4 protein-coding genes are annotated in these 2,637 nt (G+C 66.9%); 3 read left to right on the top strand and 1 reads right to left on the bottom strand.

The window, feature by feature from the left end; translation table 11 throughout:
* The 3 genes from ACFE99_RS10245 to ACFE99_RS10235 form a co-directional block, all read left to right on the top strand.
* Positions 1-312, top strand: a 312-nt coding sequence (locus tag ACFE99_RS10245) for a 3-oxoacyl-[acyl-carrier-protein] synthase III C-terminal domain-containing protein (protein ID WP_375484857.1), incomplete at its 5' end; no start/stop codon positions are given.
* 3 nt (positions 313-315) lie between these two features.
* Entirely contained in the window at positions 316-816 is a 501-nt protein-coding gene (locus ACFE99_RS10240) for an isoprenylcysteine carboxyl methyltransferase family protein (RefSeq protein ID WP_375484855.1), read from the top strand.
* On the top strand, positions 813-1,829 hold the full coding sequence (locus ACFE99_RS10235) for an NAD(P)/FAD-dependent oxidoreductase (protein ID WP_375484853.1): 1,017 nt from the start codon (positions 813-815) through the stop codon (positions 1,827-1,829). The genes ACFE99_RS10240 and ACFE99_RS10235 overlap by 4 nt, the downstream gene beginning before the upstream one ends.
* A gap of 11 nt (positions 1,830-1,840) precedes the next feature.
* Here ACFE99_RS10235 and ACFE99_RS10230 read toward each other — a convergent pair whose 3' ends face one another.
* Positions 1,841-2,587: an enoyl-CoA hydratase-related protein gene (locus ACFE99_RS10230; protein ID WP_375484851.1), complete on the bottom strand. Its 747-nt coding sequence runs from the start codon at positions 2,585-2,587 to the stop codon at positions 1,841-1,843.
* Positions 2,588-2,637 lie beyond the last annotated feature (50 nt).

Here is a 2,637-nt window from a genome sequence, read left to right as displayed (position 1 = left end):
GAGAAATACCTGGCCGAAGACGTCCGCACGTTCCTCGCAGACCACGGGCTTACCACCGCCGACGTCTCGACATGGGTTTGCCACCCGGGCGGACCACGGGTGATCGAGGCAGTAGAAAATGTGTTGGACCTGCCCGCGGACGCCCTTGACCACAGCCGTAATTCGTTACGCACCAACGGAAACCTGTCGTCGGTGTCAGTGCTGGACGTGCTTCGCGCCACGATGGCCGATCCCCCACCGCCGGGCTCCATCGGGCTGATGATTGCTATGGGCCCGGGTTTTTGTTCGGAACTCGTGCTGCTCGGCTGGTAGGCCGTGTACTACCTGCTGATCCTGGCGGTCGGCATCGAGCGCCTGGTGGAGCTGACCGTATCGAAGCGCAACGCGCGATGGGCTTTTGCCCATGGCGGCAAGGAGTTCGGCCACGACCACTATCCGGTGATGGTCACCATCCACAGTGCACTGCTGCTCGGTTGCGTCGCTGAAGTCTGGGCGCTGCACCGGCCTTTCATCGGATTGGTGGGCTGGCCGATGCTGGGCGTGGTGGCACTGAGCCAGGCGCTGCGCTGGTGGTGCGTGATCACGCTGGGGCGCCGGTGGAACACTCTGGTAATCGTTGTGCCGCAAGCGCCGTTGGTGCGGCGAGGCCCGTATCGCTGGCTTCGCCACCCCAACTACGTGGCCGTGGCGGCAGAAGGGCTGGCGCTGCCGCTGGTCCACACCGCGTGGCTTACCGCAATCACATTCACACTAGCCAACGCTGTGCTGCTCAGGGTGCGTATCCGCGTGGAGAACGCGGCGCTGGGCTACACGTGAGCAATTATGACGCTGATCTGCTGGTCGTCGGCGGCGGCCCGGGCGGTCTTGCCACGGCGATATATGCGCGCGTCGAAGGCCTTTCCGTTATCGTCGCCGAACCGAAAGAGAGCCCGATTGACAAAGCGTGCGGCGAGGGCCTGATGCCGGGTGGACTTGACAAGCTGACATCGCTCGGCGTCGACCCGGCCGGTCTGCCGTTTCGCGGCATCGCTTACGTCAGCGAGCACCGCCGCGCGGAGGCGTTATTCCGCAGTGGACCGGGCCGCGGAGTGCGCCGTACCACCCTCCACACCGCGCTGGCGGCACGCGCCAAAGAGCAAGACGTCGAACGGCTTCGGATGCGAGTCACCGCTGTCGAGCAGGATGCCGACGGTGTCACGGCGGCCGGGGTACGCGCGAAATGGTTGGTGGCAGCCGACGGGCTGCATTCGCCGATCCGGCGGGCGATGGGAATCAAAACGGTTGCTGGTACACCGCGGCGCTTTGGGGTGCGCCGGCATTTCCGCGTACCGGCGTGGTCGGAATTTGTGGAAGTGCATTGGTCGCCTTGGGGCGAGGCGTATGTGACACCGGTCGAACCAGAGCTGGTGGGAGTGGCGATCTTGTCCCGGCATCGTCCCGATCTGGCATGGTTTCCGTGGCTGGCGCGCCGGCTGCGCGACGCCCAACCCGGGCGCGCCCGCGGCTGCGGGCCGTTGCGGCAAGTGGTTTCACGGCGCGTGGCCGGACGCGTGTTGTTGGTGGGGGACGCCGCTGGCTACGAAGACGCGCTGACCGGCGAGGGCATCAGCTTAGCCTTCAAGCAAGCCGCCGCAGCGGTGACCGCCATCGTCGACGACGCACCGTCGTCGTACGAGACGGCGTGGCGGCGGATCACCCGCGACTACCGACTGCTCACCCGCGCTTTGGTGTTGGCCAGTACGCCCCGAGCGGCTCGGCGCGCCATCGTGCCTGCGTGCACGGCTCTACCCAGGGTGTTCGCCCGCGCGGTCAATACGCTCGCTTACTGAAACCGCTTGCGTCAGCGCGCCTTCCACAGCGGTTGACGTTTCTCAGCGAACGCTCGCGGACCTTCCTTGGCGTCGTCGGACTTCAACAGTGCACGGAACTCCCGTGCGGTGCGACCCCAGCCCGGCTCCTCGTCAGGTATGACGCCGTCGTCGGCCCCATAGGCGATCCGCTTACTGGCCTGCACCGACAGCGGCGCGTTGACGGTGACCCGTTCGGCCAGCGCCAGCGCGGCCTCCAGCACCGTCCCGTCGGGAACGACTTGGTTGATCAGGCCCCATTTGAGCGCCTCGGCGGCGCTGATCGGTTCACCGGTCAACAGCATCTCCAGTGCCACCTTGCGGGGAAGCTGGTGCACGATGCGAAACACGCCGCCGGCACCGGCGATCAAACCGACCTTCACTTCCGGCAGACCGAACATCGCGTGTTCCTCCGCGACCACAAGGTCGCTGGCAAGGGCCAGCTCCGTGCCGCCACCCAGGGCGGTGCCATTGACCGCAGCGATCGTCGGCTTGTCGATGAAGTGGCGCACGTAACCGGCGAATCCCCACTCGCCGTGGTCCGGGTGGTACAGGTTCTCGCGGCGCGCGATTGCCTTCAGGTCGGCTCCCGCGCAGAACGACTTGTCGCCGGCACCGGTGATCACCACTGCCCGCACGTCTGTGTCGTGTTGCGCCTGCTCAAGCGCGTCACCGACAGCGGTGCTGACCGCGGCGTTGACGGCGTTGCGGGCCTCCGGCCGGTTGATCGTGATGATCATGACGTCGCCGCGGGGCGGCGGGAGGCGCGCCCGGGGGGGGGGGGGCGGGG

This window comes from uncultured Mycobacterium sp. (assembly GCF_964249325.1).
In the GTDB taxonomy this organism is placed as follows: domain Bacteria; phylum Actinomycetota; class Actinomycetes; order Mycobacteriales; family Mycobacteriaceae; genus Mycobacterium.
The sequence above is the reverse complement of the archived record's forward strand: the minus strand, read 5'-3'. Positions and strand labels throughout refer to the sequence as shown.

Bases quoted from the DNA above. Each gene is read 5' to 3' on its own strand.
- ACFE99_RS10230 (WP_375484851.1), bottom strand. From the start codon at position 2,587: ATGATCATCACGATCAACCGGCCGGAGGCCCGCAACGCCGTCAACGCC.